The 14896-nt window shown below is 70.0% G+C and carries 16 protein-coding genes, 1 tRNA gene and 1 riboswitch; of the genes, 13 read left to right on the forward strand and 4 right to left on the reverse strand.

The genetic code is table 11. The features are described from left to right. Positions 1-74 precede the first annotated feature (74 nt). From KVT45_RS06100 to rdgB, 4 genes are all read left to right on the forward strand, one after another. The gene (locus KVT45_RS06100; RefSeq protein ID WP_089106674.1) at positions 75-308 is read left to right on the forward strand and encodes a glucose PTS transporter subunit EIIB; all 234 of its coding nucleotides are present in this window, start codon (positions 75-77) and stop codon (positions 306-308) included. Positions 309-385: 77 nt separating this feature from the next. Continuing rightward, entirely contained in the window at positions 386-1123 is a 738-nt protein-coding gene (gene rph / locus KVT45_RS06105; protein ID WP_217545452.1) for a ribonuclease PH, read from the forward strand. A gap of 128 nt (positions 1124-1251) precedes the next feature. Then, the gene (locus KVT45_RS06110) at positions 1252-1659 is read left to right on the forward strand and encodes a hypothetical protein (RefSeq protein WP_217545453.1); all 408 of its coding nucleotides are present in this window, start codon (positions 1252-1254) and stop codon (positions 1657-1659) included. A gap of 33 nt (positions 1660-1692) precedes the next feature. Beyond that, on the forward strand, positions 1693-2301 hold the full coding sequence (gene rdgB / locus KVT45_RS06115; RefSeq protein WP_217545454.1) for an RdgB/HAM1 family non-canonical purine NTP pyrophosphatase: 609 nt from the start codon (positions 1693-1695) through the stop codon (positions 2299-2301). Positions 2302-2306: 5 nt separating this feature from the next. On the opposite strand, the gene KVT45_RS06120 is transcribed toward rdgB, so the two are convergent. Both KVT45_RS06120 and bcp read right to left on the reverse strand, forming a co-directional pair. Then, positions 2307-2393: transfer RNA gene (locus KVT45_RS06120), tRNA-Leu, on the reverse strand. Positions 2394-2435: 42 nt separating this feature from the next. Next, the gene (gene bcp, locus KVT45_RS06125) at positions 2436-2903 is read right to left on the reverse strand and encodes a thioredoxin-dependent thiol peroxidase (RefSeq protein ID WP_217545455.1); all 468 of its coding nucleotides are present in this window, start codon (positions 2901-2903) and stop codon (positions 2436-2438) included. A 96-nt stretch (positions 2904-2999) separates the two neighbouring features. Between bcp and KVT45_RS06130 the strand changes: the two genes are divergently transcribed. The 3 genes from KVT45_RS06130 to KVT45_RS06140 all read left to right on the forward strand — a co-directional run bounded on the left by KVT45_RS06130 (position 3000) and on the right by KVT45_RS06140 (position 4195). Further along, positions 3000-3332, forward strand: a complete 333-nt coding sequence (locus KVT45_RS06130; protein ID WP_217545456.1) for a DUF3618 domain-containing protein — start codon at positions 3000-3002, stop codon at positions 3330-3332. Between the two features lie 24 nt (positions 3333-3356). Beyond that, positions 3357-3713 (forward strand): co-chaperone GroES, encoded by a 357-nt coding sequence (locus KVT45_RS06135; protein ID WP_217545457.1) that lies wholly within the window; start codon positions 3357-3359, stop codon positions 3711-3713. Between the two features lie 53 nt (positions 3714-3766). After that, a riboswitch (guanidine-III (ykkC-III) riboswitch) is annotated at positions 3767-3840 on the forward strand. A gap of 34 nt (positions 3841-3874) precedes the next feature. Further along, entirely contained in the window at positions 3875-4195 is a 321-nt protein-coding gene (locus tag KVT45_RS06140; RefSeq protein ID WP_217545458.1) for a multidrug efflux SMR transporter, read from the forward strand. Here the strand turns inward: KVT45_RS06140 and KVT45_RS06145 are convergent. Beyond that, positions 4189-6513 (reverse strand): transglycosylase domain-containing protein, encoded by a 2325-nt coding sequence (locus tag KVT45_RS06145; protein ID WP_217545778.1) that lies wholly within the window; start codon positions 6511-6513, stop codon positions 4189-4191. The two genes, KVT45_RS06140 and KVT45_RS06145, sit on opposite strands and share 7 nt — an antisense overlap. Before the next feature lie 692 nt (positions 6514-7205). Between KVT45_RS06145 and KVT45_RS06150 the strand changes: the two genes are divergently transcribed. From KVT45_RS06150 to KVT45_RS06175, 6 genes are all read left to right on the forward strand, one after another. Then, the gene (locus tag KVT45_RS06150; protein ID WP_254646432.1) at positions 7206-7991 is read left to right on the forward strand and encodes an ABC-2 family transporter protein; all 786 of its coding nucleotides are present in this window, start codon (positions 7206-7208) and stop codon (positions 7989-7991) included. Further along, positions 7984-8799, forward strand: a complete 816-nt coding sequence (locus tag KVT45_RS06155) for an ABC transporter permease (RefSeq protein WP_308310662.1) — start codon at positions 7984-7986, stop codon at positions 8797-8799. The genes KVT45_RS06150 and KVT45_RS06155 overlap by 8 nt, the downstream gene beginning before the upstream one ends. 31 nt (positions 8800-8830) lie before the next feature. Next, the gene (locus KVT45_RS06160; protein WP_217545460.1) at positions 8831-9850 is read left to right on the forward strand and encodes an ATP-binding cassette domain-containing protein; all 1020 of its coding nucleotides are present in this window, start codon (positions 8831-8833) and stop codon (positions 9848-9850) included. 33 nt (positions 9851-9883) lie between these two features. Continuing rightward, positions 9884-10657 carry a DUF1707 domain-containing protein gene (locus tag KVT45_RS06165; protein WP_217545461.1) on the forward strand — a complete coding sequence of 258 codons (774 nt, stop codon included), beginning with the start codon at positions 9884-9886 and terminating at the stop codon, positions 10655-10657. 407 nt (positions 10658-11064) lie between these two features. After that, a complete protein-coding gene (locus KVT45_RS06170) occupies positions 11065-12381 on the forward strand; it encodes a DUF445 domain-containing protein (RefSeq protein WP_217545462.1) in 1317 nt (438 codons plus the stop codon). Positions 12382-12441: 60 nt separating this feature from the next. Continuing rightward, the gene (locus tag KVT45_RS06175; RefSeq protein WP_217545463.1) at positions 12442-13968 is read left to right on the forward strand and encodes an MFS transporter; all 1527 of its coding nucleotides are present in this window, start codon (positions 12442-12444) and stop codon (positions 13966-13968) included. Here KVT45_RS06175 and KVT45_RS06180 read toward each other — a convergent pair. Then, positions 13965-14858 carry an MBL fold metallo-hydrolase gene (locus KVT45_RS06180; RefSeq protein ID WP_217545464.1) on the reverse strand — a complete coding sequence of 298 codons (894 nt, stop codon included), beginning with the start codon at positions 14856-14858 and terminating at the stop codon, positions 13965-13967. The two genes, KVT45_RS06175 and KVT45_RS06180, sit on opposite strands and share 4 nt — an antisense overlap. Positions 14859-14896: the final 38 nt, after the last annotated feature.

Consider the following 14896-nt stretch of genomic DNA (forward strand, 5'->3'; position numbering starts at 1 on the left):
CGGTACGACCGCTCGCAAAGTTGGGCCAACTGTGGGTTACTGCGACAAAGCGGTTCGGATCAGGGAGAAGGAACATGGCCAGCAAGGCTGAGAAGATCGTCGCCGGCCTCGGCGGAATCGAGAACATCGACGAGATCGAAGGCTGCATCACCCGGCTGCGCACCGAGGTCCACGACGCCTCGCTGGTCGACGACGCCGCGCTGAAGGCCGCCGGCGCCCACGGCGTCGTCAAGATGGGCACCGCCATCCAGGTCGTCATCGGCACCGACGCCGACCCGATCGCCGCGGAGATCGAAGACATGATGTGAGCCTCCGGCTCACCGGAAAAGGGGCTCTTCCCACCTTGGGAGGAGCCCCTTCGCACGCTCCGGATAGGCTCGTCGCCATGTCTCGAATCGACGGCCGCACGCCCGAACAGCTCCGCCCGGTCACCATCGAACGCGGCTGGAGCAAGCACGCCGAGGGCTCCGTCCTCGTCTCCTTCGGCGACACCAAGGTCTTCTGCACCGCCTCCGTCACCGAAGGCGTCCCCCGCTGGCGCAAGGGCAGCGGCGAGGGCTGGGTCACCGCGGAGTACGCCATGCTCCCCCGCGCCACCAACACCCGCGGCGACCGCGAGTCCGTCAAGGGCAAGATCGGCGGCCGCACCCACGAGATCTCCCGCCTCATCGGCCGCTCCCTGCGCGCCGTCATCGACTACAAGGCCCTCGGCGAGAACACGATCGTCCTCGACTGCGACGTGCTGCAGGCGGACGGCGGCACGCGTACGGCGGCGATCACCGGCGCATACGTGGCCCTGGCCGACGCCGTCGCCTGGGCGAAGGAGCGCAAGCTCGTCAAGGCCGGCCGCCAGCCCCTGACCGGCACCGTCTCGGCCGTCTCGGTGGGCATCGTCGGCGGAGTGCCCTTGTTGGACCTCTGCTACGAGGAGGACGTCAAGGCCGAGACCGACATGAACGTCGTCTGCACCGGCGACGGCCGCTTCGTAGAGGTCCAGGGCACCGCCGAGGCCGAACCCTTCGCCCGCGACGAACTCAACGCCCTCCTCGACCTCGCGGTCGCCGGCTGCACCGACCTCGCCACGATCCAGCAGGCGGCGCTCGACGAGGCCCTCAAGAAGTAAAGGGAAAGAAAAATCCCGAGGTACGGCGTGGCAACCCCGGCGGTCGGCCCCGCGTCCCTATGGGTACGGGCGCACGGCGTGTACAACCGTGCGCCCGGCCAGCCGTACAACGGGGAGGGAACACCACCATGGCCGCCAGCCGACGCCGAGGACGCCGTCGCGTCACCGCCATCGCCGCCGTAGCCGCGACCGCCGCACTCACCACCGCCCTGCTCGCGGGCTGCGACTCGGTCGACACGGCGCTGGACTGCGTCCGGACCGCCGACTCCATCGCCGACAGCGTCACCGCCCTCCAGCAGGCCGTGGAGAACGCGGCGAACGACCCCACCCGGACCGACGCCTCCCTCGACTCGATCCAGCAGAACCTGAAGAAGATCGGCGACAAGACCGACGACGCCGACGTCAACAAGGCGGTCGACCACCTCCAGCAGGCCGTGGACAACGTCCGCACGGCCGTCAGGAACGGCGACTCGACCCCCGACGTCACCCCGGTCACCGACGCGGCCGGCGAACTGACGAAGGTCTGCACGCCGTAAGCGGCAGGCGCGGCAGTTGCGATACTGCCTGCCATGACGACCCGCCTGATCCTCGCCACCCGCAACGCCGGAAAGATCACCGAACTCCGCGCCATCCTCGCCGAAGCGGGCCTGCCCCACGACCTGGTCGGCGCGGAGGAGTACCCCGACATCCCCGACGTCAAGGAAACCGGCGTCACCTTCGCCGAGAACGCGCTGCTGAAGGCCCACGCCCTCGCCCAGGCCACCGGCCTCCCGGCGATCGCCGACGACTCCGGCCTCTGCGTCGACGTCCTCAACGGCGCCCCCGGCATCTTCTCCGCCCGCTGGGCAGGCCGCCACGGCGACGACAAGGCCAACCTGGACCTCCTCCTGGCCCAGCTCTCCGACATCGCCGAGGAACACAGGGGGGCCCACTTCGCGTGCGCGGCGGCCCTGGCCCTGCCGGACGGCACGGAGCGGGTGGTCGAGGGCCAGTTGAGGGGGGCGCTGCGCCACGCGCCTTCCGGCACGAACGGCTTCGGCTACGACCCGATCCTCCAGCCGGAGGGGGAGGCGCGAACCTGCGCCGAGCTGACGCCCGAGGAGAAGAACGCGATCAGCCACCGGGGGAAGGCGTTCCGGGCGCTGGTGCCCGTCGTGCGGGACCTGCTCGGCGAGTGAAGAGCTGGTGCGGCCGGAGGGACTCGAACCCTCACGGGAGTTACCCCACTGGGACCTAAACCCAGCGTGACTGCCAATTCCACCACGGCCGCCTGAAGATGCTGCCCGGCCATGCTAGCGGCCGGGCAGCGGGGTCAGATGCCCAGATCCTTGATGATCTTGGCCACGTGGCCGGTGGCGCGGACGTTGTAGAGGGCGCGTTCGACCTTGCCCTCCTCGTCGACGATGACCGTGGAGCGGATGACGCCCATGTAGGTCTTGCCGTAGTTCATTTTCTCGCCGTAGGCGCCGTAGGCGTCGAGGACCTTCTTGTCGGGGTCGGCGAGGAGGGTGACCTTGAGGTGCTCCTTCTCGCGGAACTTGCCGAGTTTCTCCGGGGCGTCGGGGGAGATGCCGAGGACGTCGTAGCCGGCGTCGGCCAGGAGGGAGAGGTTGTCCGTGAAGTCGCAGGCCTGCTTCGTGCAGCCGGGGGTGAGGGCTGCCGGGTAGAAGTAGACGATGACCTTGCGGCCCTTGTGGGCGGAGAGGGACACCTCGTTGCCGTCGGCGTCGGGGAGGGTGAAGTCGGGGGCTACGTCCCCGGGCTGGAGTCGCTCGCTCATCGGTCTAGCGTAACGGGGGGTCCTGGCATGGCAGCGGTGGCGAGAACTGACAGACTGTCCAGAACAGGCAGTACGGCAGACTTCGGAGGGCCTACGGTGGCGGAGACGTCGGACACCAGAACCCCGGCGCAGATCGAGGCGGACATCAAGCGCCGCCGCGAGGTGCTGGCCGAGACGCTGGACGAGATCGGGGTGCGGGTGCATCCGAAGACCATCGTCGGCGACGCGAAGGCCAAGGTCGCGGCCAACGTCGATCACACGCTCGGGAAGGCCTACGTCCAGGTCAACCGGGTCGTGAGTGAGGTGAAGGCCCAGTTCGTGGACGAAGAGGGTGCACCGCGGCTGGAGCGGGTGGTGCCGGTCGCCCTCGTCGCCGTGGGCGTGGTCGGGCTGCTGGTCTTCAGCGGGACCCGGCGGCGCAAGAGCTGATCAGAGGCAGGTAGGTTCGAAGGCGTGAGCGCCAAGAGAGACGAGCAGGGCAGCCAGCACGACAAGCTGCCGATCCGGATGCTGCACGACCGGGTCCTGGTCAAGCAGGACACCGGGGAGGGCGAGCGACGGTCGGGCGGGGGCATCCTGATTCCCGCCACGGCGGCGGTCGGGCGCCGGCTGGCCTGGGCCGAGGTGGTCGCGGTCGGGCAGAACGTGCGGACGGTGGAGCCCGGCGACCGGGTGCTGTACGACCCGGAGGACCGTGCCGAGGTCGAGGTGCGGGGGGTCGCGTACGTGCTGATGCGGGAGCGCGATCTGCACGCGGTGGCCGCCGACCGCTTCGAGGGCTCGGAGGACTCGACCGGCCTGTATCTGTGATTCAGAGGGCAGAAGGGGCCTGGTGACTGTGATCACCAGGCCCCTTTGCTGTTTCTTTGCTACCTTCGAAGGAGCCAGCCCGACGAGACGCGCCGTACCGGGACCGTGACGGCAAAGACGACGCACCCCGCGTTCAGCGAGACGTCTCGGAGGTGTCTGTCATGGCCTGGGTTCTGCTTGCCGTCGCCGGTCTGCTAGAGGTCGGGTGGTCCGTCGGCATGAAGTACACCGACGGGTTCACCCGGCTCGTGCCCAGTCTGCTCACCGGCGGCGGGATCGTCGCCAGCATGCTGCTGCTCTCGTACGCCGCCCGGACCCTGCCCATCGGTACCGCCTACGGCGTGTGGGTGGGGATCGGGGCGGCCGGGGCGGCGGTGTTCGGGATGGTGGTGCTCGGGGAGCCGGCCACCGCCGCCCGGATCTTCTTCGTGTGTCTGCTGCTGGTCGCCGTGGTGGGGCTCAAGGCGACCAGCGGTCACTGAATGAACCCGAATCCGCCCCCGTCGCCTGCTGTCGTGCCGGTGGTGGTGCCGGTATCGGTGCCTGCTGTGGTCGTACCGGTACTGGTGCCGCTGGTCGTGGTCCCGGTGGAGGTGCCGGAGTCGGTGCCCGAGGTCGTCGTTCCCGAGTCGGTGCCCGAGGTGGTCGTACCGGACGTGGTGGTGCCGGCGGTGGTGGAGCCGTCCGTCGTGCCGCCGTCGGTGGTGCCGGCGGTGGTGGTGCCGTCCGTGCCGCCGTTGCCGGTGCCGCCGTCGGTGGCGCCGCCGTTGTCCTGGCCCTGGTCGGTGGTGCCGCCGTTGTCCTGGCCGCCGGTGCCCGGGGTGGCCGGGGCCTGGGTGCCCGGGGCCACCGTCTCGGCGCCGGCCTGGAGCTCCAGGTCGAAGTCGGAGGCCGTGGTGCCCTTCAGGGCGTCCTTGGTGTACTGCGCCCAGATCTCGGTCGGGGCCCCGCCGCCGTTGATGCGGGCGAGGCCGAGCGCGCCGTACAGCGACTTGTGGGCGGCGGTGACCGGGTCCTGGCCCATCACGGAGACGACGGTGGCGAGGTCGGGGGTGTAGCCCGCGAACCAGGCCGCGGTGTCCTCTTCCGCGGTACCGGTCTTGCCGGCCGCCGGACGGCCCGCGGCCTGGGCGGCGGTGGCGGTGCCGTTGTCGACCACGCTCTGCAGGATGGAGGTGGTGGTGTCGGCGGCCTGCCGGCTGACGGCCTGCTTGGTCGTCGACTCCGGCAGCTTGATCTCCTGTGTGCCGTCCTTGGTGATCTTCTCGACCATCGTGTACGTGCCGTGCTTGCCGTGGTTGGCGAGCGTGGCGTACGCCTCCGCCATGTCCAGGACGCTGGCGGTGGCGGTGCCGAGGGCGATGGACGGGTAGGGCTGGAGGTCCTTGGTGGCGGCGGGGATGCCCAGGTCGACGGCGGTCTGCTTGACCTTGGACGGGCCGACGTCGACGGCCATCTGCGCGTACACCGAGTTCACGGAGAGGTCGGTGGCCTTGCGGACGGTGATCTGGCCGTACGACTTCTCGTCCTCGTTCTCCGGTGCGTAGGCGCCGCCGGACCAGCCCTGGACGGTGCGCTTGTTGGTGCCGTCGTAGTAGGTGTTCGGGGTGATGGTCTGGCCGGACTGGGTGGTGGAGCCGTTGTCGACGGCGGAGGCGAAGACGAAGGGCTTGAAGGTGGAGCCCACCTGGAAGTCGCCGCGGGTCGCGCCGTTGGTGTACTGCTTCACGTAGTCGATGCCGCCGTACATGGCGACGACCTTGCCGGTCTTCGGGTCGACGGAGGCGCCACCGGCCCGCACGTAGTTGTCGACCTTGTTGTTCTTCTTGTCCAGCTGGGAGATCAGCTTGTCGTCGACCGCCTTCACGAAGGCGTTCTGCCTGGACTTCTGCAGGGTCGTCGTGATGCGGTAGCCGCCGGCCTCCAGGGCGTCCGAGTCGACGATCTTGTTCTTGATCAGGTAGTCGTTGACCGCGTTGACGATGTAGCCGCGCTGTCCGGACATGCCGGTGGAGACGGTCTGCTCCTTGGGCATCGGGAACTTCATGGCGGCCCGCTTCGACTCGCTGAGCCAGCCCTTCTTGACCATGCCGTCGAGGACGTAGTTCCAGCGGGCGACGGCCGCGGCCTTGTTCTCGGGGTGGGCGACGACGTCGTACTCGCTCGGCGCGTTGACGAGCGCGGCGAGGTAGGCGGCGCGGGCCGGGTCGAGGTCGGTGGCGTCCATGCCGTAGTAGGCCTGGGCGGCGGCCTGGATGCCGTAGGCGTTGCGGCCGAAGTAGCTGGTGTTGAGGTAGCCCTCCAGGATCTGGGCCTTGGACTCGCTGCGGTCCAGCTTGATCGAGATGAAGAACTCCTTCACCTTGCGGGTGACGGTCTGCTCCTGCGCGAGGTAGTAGTTCTTCACGTACTGCTGGGTGATCGTCGAGCCGGACTGGGTGCCCTTGCCGGTCGCGGTGTTCCAGGCGGCGCGCAGCATCGCCTTGGGGTCGACCGCGGTCTCGGTGTAGAAGTCGCGGTCCTCGGCGGCGAGCACGGCGTGCTGGGCGTCCACGGAGACCTGGGCGAGGGTGACGTTCTCCCGGTTGACCTCGCCGTCGCGGGCGAGCTGGGAGCCGTCGGCGAACAGATAGACGTTGGACTGCTTGGTGGCGAACGCGTTGGCCGTCGGGATCTTCACCATCGAGTAGCCGAGGAAGAACAGGCCGATCAGCAGCAGTACCCCGATCACGAAGGTGCCGAGCACCATCCGCCAGGTCGGGATGATCCGCCGCCATCCGGTCCGCTTGGGCCGCTTCATCTTCTTCTCGCCCCCGTTCGTCGGCACGTCGACCGCGGGCGGCTCCGCCCCGGGCGCCGGGACCGCGGTGACCGCGGTGGGTGCCGCGGGCGCTGCCGCCTTCGGCACCCTGACCGCCGCGAGCTGCCGTGTCTGCGTGTCCTGCCCGTCCTGCCCGTCCTGCCGGTCCTGTCCGTCCTGCCTGTCCCGGGCCGCCGCCGGCGGTCGCGCCTTCGGCGCCGTGACCGCGGTGAGCTGCCGCGTCTGGGTGTCCTCGGCCGCAGCCCGCGGCGGTGCGATCGTCTTCCCGCCCGGTCTCCCGCCCGCCGGTGGCTGCTCCGGCGTCCTCTCCTCGGCCGCCGCGGGCGGCTCCGGCTGCTTCGCCTCGGCCACCGGCTGCGGTGGGGTCTGCTTCTCCTCGGCCGCAGCAGGCGGCTCCGTCGGGCCTCCGCCGCCCTGGTTCGGCTGTTGCGGCTGCGGCTCGTCGCTCATGTCGTGCACGGACTCCTGTTTCGCGTCGTACATTCGTTCCCGTACGACCTCGTACGCTTCTGCGCCCCCTGATGAAGACTCTCGCACCGTGCGTTCCGTTCCCGGATTCCGGCACGCTTCGGTCACGGAAATTGCGTGGCCTGCGATGTCGTCGGCGCAGTAGGCTCCTGCGCTTCGGTGTCGGGCGGTCCGGGAGGTCGGTTGGCGTGGGCGCGGGACGGTTGTACACGGCCGTCGCGGCGGGGGGTTTCCGACGGTACGCGACGTATCGGGCGGCCACCGCCGCCGGGGTGTTCACCAACACGGCCTTCGGGATCATCCTCGTCTACACGTACTTGGCGCTGTGGGACGAGAAACCGCACCTCGGAGGCTATGACCAGGCACAGGCGGTGACCTATGTGTGGCTCGGACAGTGCCTGTACGCGACTCTCGCGATCCAGGGCGGGGGCGTGGAAAAAGACCTGATGGAGCGTATCCGCACGGGCGCGATCGCGATCGACCTGTACCGTCCGGCCGATCTTCAACTGTGGTGGTTGGCGACCGATTTGGGTCGCTCGCTGTTCCAGATGCTGGGGCGGGGCGTGATTCCCTTCCTCGTCGGCGCGGTGTTCTTCCCGATGGCGCTGCCCGCGGACGCCGGCACCTGGGCCGCCTTCCTGGTCGCGCTGTTCCTCGCGATGCTCGTCAGCTTCGGCATCCGCTACCTGGTTGCGCTGAGCGCGTTCTGGCTGATGGACGGCATGGGCGTCAACCAGGTGCTGATGATCACCGGGATCTTCTTCTCGGGCATGACCCTGCCGCTGAACGTCTTCCCGGGCGCCTTCGGCGAGGTCGTCCGCGTCCTGCCGTGGGCGGCGCAGATCCAGATGCCGGCGGACGTGCTGATGGGGGAGACCGGTGTGGCGGGGGCGTTCGCCTTCCAGGCCGCGTGGGCGGTGGCGCTGCTGGCGGCGGGGCGGTTGCTGCAGTCGGCGGCGACGCGACGGGTGGTGGTGCAGGGTGGGTGAGCGTGTCCGGGACGGCCTTCGGGCGTACCTGCTGATCGCCGCGATGTGGATCCGTTCCACGATGATCTACCGGACGTCCTTCGCCATCACGATGGCCGGGAACCTGCTGGTGACCGGGCTGGACTTCGCCACGATCCTGCTGATGTTCTCGCAGGTCGACTCGCTCGGCGGCTGGTCGCTGCCCGAGGTCGCCTTCCTGTACGGCCTGTCGGCGACCGCGTTCGGCGTCGCCGACCTGGTGCTGGGCTCGATGGACGTGCTGGGCACCCGGATCCGCGACGGCTCCTTCGACACGCTGCTGGTCCGGCCGGCCCCGGTGCTCGCCCAGATAGGCGCGGACCACTTCGCGCTGCGCCGCCTCGGCCGGATCACCCAGGGGGCGGTGGTGCTGGGCTGGGCGCTGGCCTCCGCCGGCATCGACTGGACGCCGGCGAAGGTGCTGCTGATCCCGCTGATGCTGGCCGCCGGCGCGGCTATCTTCTGCGCGCTGTTCGTGGCGGGCGCGGCCTTCCAGTTCCTGGCGCAGGACGCGGCGGAGGTGCAGAACGCGTTCACGTACGGCGGTACGACGCTGCTCCAGTACCCGCCGACGGTGTTCGGGAAGGACTTCGTGCGCGGGGTCACGTTCCTGTTGCCGCTGGCCTTCGTCAACTGGGTGCCGGCCGCGTATGTGCTGGGGCGGCCGTATCCGCTGCGGCTGCCGGCGTGGACGGTGTGGTCGTCGCCGCTGGTGGCGGCGGTGTGCTGCGCGCTGGCGGGGCTGGCATGGCGGGCGGGCCTCAGGGCGTATCGAAGTACGGGCAGCTGATCGGATGAACGGAGTAGGAGGGGCTGATCTGATGCCGGACGCGTCCAAGGAGGTCGACGAGGTGTTCATCGAGGTCGACGGGGTGGAGAAGGTCTTCGAGGTCCGGAAGAAGGCCGGGTTCCTGAAACGGGAACGACGGCAGGTACGGGCGGTCGACTCGCTCTCCTTCACGGTGGCGCGCGGCGAGATGGTCGGCTACATCGGCCCGAACGGCGCCGGGAAGTCGACCACGATCAAGATGCTGACGGGCATCCTGACCCCGAGCGGCGGCCGGCTCCGGGTGGCCGGCATCGACCCGTCCCGCGAGCGCACCCGGCTGGCCCAGCGCATCGGCGTGGTCTTCGGCCAGCGCACCACCCTGTGGTGGGACCTCCCGCTGATCGACTCCTACCGCCTGATGCACCGCATGTACCGCATCCCGGACGCCCGTTACGCCGAGAACCTGGACCGCCTGGTCGAACTCCTCTCCCTGGAAAGCCTGTTGGACGTCCCGGTACGACAACTCTCCCTCGGCCAGCGGATGCGCGGCGACATCGTGGCGGCACTGCTGCACGACCCGGACGTGTTGTACCTGGACGAGCCGACGATCGGCCTGGACGTCATGTCGAAGGCAAAGGTCCGCGAATTCCTCCGCGAACTGAACACCGAACGCGGCACCACGGTCCTGCTGACCACCCACGACCTCCAGGACATCGAGCAGCTGTGCTCCCGCGTGATGGTCATCGACCACGGGCGCCTGGTGTACGACGGCCCGCTCGCCGGCCTGCACGAGGCGGGGGAGAGCGAGCGGACCCTCGTGGTCGACCTGGAGCGGGAGCTCCCGCCGATCGACGCGGGCCCGGCGGCGCGGGTGGTGAAGGTGGAGGGGCCGAGGCAGTGGCTGGCGTTCCCGGCGGCGGAGTCGGCGGCGCCGCTGGTGGCGCGGATCGCGGCGGAGTACCCGTTGGCCGACCTGTCGGTCCGTGAGCCGGACATCGAGGCGGTGATCGCGAAGATGCTGCGTTCAATGGAGGACACCCCCAAACCCCCGCCCGACAGGGCCACCGCATAGTCCCCGGCGCCGCAAACTCGTAGTCTGCACTCTATGACCGACGATGCCCCGGAGCTGCGCGCCTCCGACGCCGATCGTGAACGAGTCACCGAGATCCTCCGGGACGCCCTCGCGGAGGGGCGCCTCGACATGGAGGAGTTCGAGGAGCGGCTGGAGGCGACGTACAAGGCCCGTACCTACGGTGAGTTGACGCCGATCACGAGAGACCTGCCCGCGGCGGGCGCGTCGCCGGCGGTGTCGCTCAGCAAGCCCCCTGCGGCGAGCGGGAGTTGGGGAAGCCGGATCGTCGGAGGCGAGGGCTCGTCCTCCTGGGCGGTGGCCGTGATGTCCGGATTCCAGCGCAAGGGCCGCTGGACGGTGCCCAGGCGCTTCAACTCCTTCGCGTTCTGGGGCGGCGGCGAGATCGACCTGCGCGAGGCGAACTTCGCGGACGGCGAGGTCGTGATCAACTGCATCGCGATCATGGGCGGGATCAGCGTGATCGTGCCGCCGGGCGTCGAGGTGGTGATGCGCGGCATCGGCATCATGGGCGGCTTCGACGAACGCGAGCACGACATGTCGCCGGACCCGGGTGCGCCGCGGGTGGTCGTGACGGGCTTCGCGTTCTGGGGCGGGGTCGAGGTGGCCCACAAGGTGACGAAGGCGGAACGCCAGCGGCTCAAGGAGGAACGCCGCCAGCAGAGCCTGGACCGCAGGTCGGCCCGCCACGAACTGCACGAGGCCCGCCACGAGTGGCACCAGCAGCGCAGGGAACACCGCGAAGAACGCCGCGAGGACCGGGACCGCCGGAGGCACGGGGACCACTGAGGAGGGCGGCGGAGCAGCTCACCTGGGGCGCGCGGGGGCCATTGAGCGGGCGGTGGGGCAGCCCACCCGGGGCGCGCGGGGCCATTGAACGGGCGGTGGGGCAGCCAACCCAGGGGCGCGGGGCTGTATCGATATGCGGCTCTGCCGCGTGGGCGCGACCAGCCCCCACCGGCCCGCAGGTGGCCACCGGCCGGTTCGGCACCGCCGAGATCCGCCGTCGTGGCTGACCGCCGTCGCGGCGGGGTGGGTGGGGGTGTGTTTCCAGCGGCGGCGGAGTTCGGGGAGCCGCGGGTGTGGGGCGGGTAGGTGGGGTGGGAACTCTTCGTCCGTTTCGGGAGTAGGTCAGGCAGGGACAATGGGTGCGGGGTCACCGTGAGGGTGGTGCCGGCTGCGAACGGGTGGAGCAGATGGAGGAACGTACGGAAGCGGTGGTGGCGGCTGCCACCCCGTCCTACAAGTCCATGAACGCCTTCACACCCGCCGACGAGGAGCGCCAGCGCGGCGTCCGGCGTATGAAGCGCACGGCGACCGGCCTGCTGCTGCTCGTCGCCCTGGTGTACGTCCTCGCCAAGTGGGCGTCCGGCGCCGGCGCCGGGGTATGGGCGGACTACGTGGCCGCGGCCGCCGAGGCCGGCATGGTCGGCGCGCTCGCCGACTGGTTCGCGGTGACCGCCCTGTTCCGCCACCCCCTCGGCCTGCCCATCCCGCACACCGCGATCATCCCGACGAAGAAGGACCAGCTGGGCGTCTCGCTCGGCGAGTTCGTCGGCGAGAACTTCCTCTCCCAGGACGTCGTGAGGCAGCGCCTGCGCGCCGTCGGCATCGGCAGCCGGCTCGGCGCCTGGCTGGCGGAGCCGAACAACGCCGACCGGGTCACGGCCGAGCTCGCGACAGCGCTCCGCGGCGCGCTCACCGTGATGCGGGACTCCGACGTCCAGGCGGTCGTCGGCGAAGCCATCACGCGGCGGGCCGACGCCCAGGAGATCGCCCCCGGCATCGGCAAGATGCTGGAGCGGATCGTCGCCGACGGCGGCCACAATCGGGCCGTGGACCTGGTCGTGACCCGCGCGCACGACTGGCTGGTGCTGCACGCGGACTCCGTGATGGACGCGGTGCAGGGCGGGGCGCCCGGCTGGACCCCCCGGTTCGTGGACCGTAAGGTCGGCGAGCGCGTCTACAAGGAGCTGCTCCGCTTCTGCGCCGAGATGCGGGACATGCCCTCCCACCCGGCCCGCGGCGCCCTGGACCGCTTCCTCTCGGACTTCGCGAACGACCTCCAGTCCGACACCGACACCCGGGCCCGCATCGAGCGGCTCAAGGGCGAGGTGCTGGGCCGCGGCGAGGTACAGGACCTGATCGCGTCCGCCTGGACGGCCGTACGGTCCATGATCGTCTCGGCGGCCGAGGACGAACGCAGCGAGCTGCGGCTGCGCGTCCGCGCCTCCCTGATCTCCCTGGGCGCCCGGATGGCCACCGAACCCAAGGTCCAGGACAAGGTGGACAGCTGGGTCGAGGGCGCGGCCGTGCACGTCGTGACGACGTACCGCAAGGAGATCACGTCCCTGATCACCGACACGGTGGCCGGCTGGGACGCGGAACACACCACCCGGAAGATCGAGGCGCACATCGGCCGCGACCTGCAGTTCATCCGGATCAATGGCACGGTGGTGGGATCGCTGGCCGGAGTGCTGATCTTCACGGTGTCCCGGGCACTGGGGGCGTAGCGCGCCCGGAGCGGGGCACCCGGCCGGGGTTTCGGTTTCCTTCCCGGCCGAGGAGGCACGATGGGTGCAGGTACGGACGCGGACACGACAGCGGACGGCCGGACGATCACCACCCGCATCCCGGCCCGCCTGGACCGGCTCCCCTGGTCCCACTGGCACTGGACGATCGTCATCGGCCTCGGCACGGTCTGGATCCTGGACGGCCTGGAGGTCACGGTCGTCGGCAACATCGCGAGCCGTCTCTCCGAACCGGGCAGCGGCCTCGCGATCTCCTCCTCCCAGGTCACCGGCACGGCCGCGGCGCTCTACGTGGCCGGCGCCTGCACCGGCGCCCTCTTCTGGGGCCGCCTGACCGACCGCCACGGCCGCAAGAAACTCTTCATGATCACCCTGGCGGTCTACCTGGCCGCCACCGCCCTGACCTCGGTCTCCTTCGCCCCCTGGTGGTTCTTCACCTTCCGCTTCCTGACCGGCTTCGGCATCGGCGGCGAGTACGCGGCGATCAACTCGGCGATCGACGAGCTGATCCCGGCGTACTACCGGGGCCGGGTCGACCTGATCATCAACGGCAGCTTCTGGGTGGGCGCGGTGGGCGGCTCGCTGCTGTCGATCGTCGCGCTGGACACGGACTTCCTGGCGAAGGACGTGGGCTGGCGCCTGACCTTCGCGCTGGGCGTCGTCCTCGGCCTGGTCATCCTGCTGGTGCGGCGCAACGTCCCGGAGAGCCCGCGCTGGCTGTTGATCCACGGCAGGGAGCGGGAGGCGGAGGAGATCGTCACCTCGATCGAGCGGCAGGTGGAGGCCGAGAAGGGCGTCCCGCTGCCCGAACCCGCCGGTGAGCTGGTGATCCACCAGCGCGCGAGCGTCACGTTCGCCGAGATCGCCCGCACGGTCTTCCACGACTACCGGCGCCGCGCCGTCCTCGGCTTCTCCCTCTTCGTCGGCCAGGCGTTCCTCTACAACGCGATCACCTTCGGCTTCGGCGCGATCCTCACGAAGTTCTTCGACGTGCCGACGGGGGACACGGGCTACTACTTCGCGGTCATCGCGGTGGGCAACTTCTTCGGCCCCCTGCTGCTGGGCAAGCTCTTCGACACGGTGGGGAGAAGGGTGATGATCTCGTCGACGTACATCGTGTCCGGGCTGCTCCTCTTCCTGACGGCCTGGCTGTTCGGCCAGGGCGTGCTGTCGGCGGGAACCCTGACGGCGTGCTGGTGCGGGGTCCTGTTCTTCGCCTCGGCGGGAGCGTCCAGCGCCTATCTGACCGTCTCCGAGATCTTCCCGATGGAGACGCGGGCGATGTGCATCGCCTTCTTCTACGCCCTGGGCACGGCGGCCGGCGGCATCAGCGGACCGCTCCTCTTCGCCGACCTGACGGGGACGGGCAAGGTGGCCGACACGGTACTGGCCTTCCAGATCGGCGCCGCGCTGATGTGCGCGGCGGGGCTGGTGGCGGCGGCGCTGGCGGTGAAGGCGGAGCGCCGCCCGCTGGAGGACATCGCCCGGCCGCTGACGGCCGTCGCGCCGCCCGGCGCAGCTGCGGGCGGCGCGACGGCGGGCGGCGCGACGGGTGGTGCCGCGGACTAGAGCCAGCCCCCGGCGATGAACTGGACGGGGTCCTCGTCGGGGTGCTCGCGGATGCCGAACACGGCCTGGGACATCGACCACAGGACCGTTCGCCCGATCCGGTCCGGGTAGCGGGCGACCATCGCCTTGAAGAAGTCGACGGCGCTCTTCTCGGTGCCCATCAGCTCCTCGGCGACGTCGAGGTACTCCCGGGTCTCGGTGATCGTCCGGGCCGCGTCGTCGTCGAGTTCGGATTTCTTGTGGCCGGCGACGACGGAGCGCGGGCTCAGCGACTCGACCTGGTCGATCGCCCGGCGCCAGGAGTCGAGGCCCGCGAGTACGGCCTCGCCGATGTACTGGTGGGCGCCGTTGTAGATGACGTCACCGGCCACGACGAGGGCGAGCTCGGGCACGTGCAGGACGCTGGTCGCCTCGGTGTCGGTGTACCCGACCTCGACGATGACGAGTTCCCTGCCTTCGAGGGTGAAGCGGTTGTCGGGCACCGTCACCGCGGTCACCGGGGAGGCCGGAATGTCCGAGTAGACCTTGTCCCAGACGTACGGGCGACCGGCGTTGTTGGCGTGCATCTGGGCGATCGTGCCCTCGGTCGCCACGACGCGTGCGCCGAACCGCTCCGCCAGCAGGCCGGCGGCGAACCAGTGGTCGCCGTGGCCGTGGGTGATGAAGATGTCCGTCACGTTCCGGTTCTTGGCGGCCACCCAGTCGCCCAGCGCGTGCGCATGCTCGGCCGTGAAACCCGGGTCGACCAGCACGGCGTCCTCGGCACCGGAGATCAGGGTGCTGGTGACGGGGGAGAAGAGCTTCGGTTCTCCGTTCGGAAGCAGGCCGTTGTCCTGTGGCGGAGGGTTGTTGATGAACAGGTCGTAGGTGAGTGCGTCGGTCGGGCTCATGGTTGTCGTCCCCTCGCGTTTCCCGCTGCTGTTGCAGG

The sequence above is a fragment of the Streptomyces sp. GbtcB6 genome, from assembly GCF_019091475.1.
Taxonomy (GTDB): Bacteria; Actinomycetota; Actinomycetes; order Streptomycetales; family Streptomycetaceae; genus Streptomyces; species Streptomyces hyaluromycini.

Bases quoted from the DNA above. Each gene is read 5' to 3' on its own strand.
- KVT45_RS06165 (WP_217545461.1), top strand. From the start codon at position 9,884: ATGACCGACGATGCCCCGGAGCTGCGCGCCTCCGACGCCGATCGTGAA.
- KVT45_RS06100 (WP_089106674.1), top strand. From the start codon at position 75: ATGGCCAGCAAGGCTGAGAAGATCGTCGCCGGCCTCGGCGGAATCGAG.
- KVT45_RS06145 (WP_217545778.1), bottom strand. From the start codon at position 6,513: ATGAAGCGGCCCAAGCGGACCGGATGGCGGCGGATCATCCCGACCTGG.
- KVT45_RS06180 (WP_217545464.1), bottom strand. From the start codon at position 14,858: ATGAGCCCGACCGACGCACTCACCTACGACCTGTTCATCAACAACCCT.
- KVT45_RS06175 (WP_217545463.1), top strand. From the start codon at position 12,442: ATGGGTGCAGGTACGGACGCGGACACGACAGCGGACGGCCGGACGATC.
- rph (WP_217545452.1), top strand. From the start codon at position 386: ATGTCTCGAATCGACGGCCGCACGCCCGAACAGCTCCGCCCGGTCACC.
- KVT45_RS06110 (WP_217545453.1), top strand. From the start codon at position 1,252: ATGGCCGCCAGCCGACGCCGAGGACGCCGTCGCGTCACCGCCATCGCC.
- KVT45_RS06160 (WP_217545460.1), top strand. From the start codon at position 8,831: ATGCCGGACGCGTCCAAGGAGGTCGACGAGGTGTTCATCGAGGTCGAC.
- bcp (WP_217545455.1), bottom strand. From the start codon at position 2,903: ATGAGCGAGCGACTCCAGCCCGGGGACGTAGCCCCCGACTTCACCCTC.
- KVT45_RS06140 (WP_217545458.1), top strand. From the start codon at position 3,875: ATGGCCTGGGTTCTGCTTGCCGTCGCCGGTCTGCTAGAGGTCGGGTGG.
- rdgB (WP_217545454.1), top strand. From the start codon at position 1,693: ATGACGACCCGCCTGATCCTCGCCACCCGCAACGCCGGAAAGATCACC.
- KVT45_RS06170 (WP_217545462.1), top strand. From the start codon at position 11,065: ATGGAGGAACGTACGGAAGCGGTGGTGGCGGCTGCCACCCCGTCCTAC.